Below are 237 nucleotides of genomic sequence, written 5' to 3'. Positions count from 1 at the left end.
GACGACAAGCTGAAAGCCGTCTTCGGTGGCAAGGCGCAAGTGTCGATGTTCGAAATGACCAAGCTCATTTCGAATCACCTGAAATAAAGAAAAGCCTGGCTGTCCAAAAGCCTGAACGTAAAAAGCCCCGATCGTGTGATCGGGGCTTTTTGTTTTTGGGTGGCGATAATCCGTAGGGTGGGCGGCTGTAACGCCGGTGGGTGAATATATGCGACGTGCGAGCCGCCCACGCGGTGA

At 53.6% G+C, this 237-nt stretch carries 1 protein-coding gene; it reads left to right on the top strand.

Going from position 1 to position 237, the window contains the following annotated elements; genetic code table 11:
* Positions 1-87 (top strand): SWIB/MDM2 domain-containing protein (locus KVT32_RS31485; protein ID WP_217619574.1); only part of this gene is annotated, 87 nt, incomplete at its 5' end.
* Between the last annotated feature and the right edge of the window lie 150 nt (positions 88-237).

It is taken from the genome of Achromobacter sp. GbtcB20 (genome assembly GCF_019091095.1).
Taxonomy (GTDB): domain Bacteria; phylum Pseudomonadota; class Gammaproteobacteria; order Burkholderiales; family Burkholderiaceae_B; genus Achromobacter; species Achromobacter mucicolens.
This window is presented reverse-complemented; position numbering and strand designations above follow the sequence as displayed.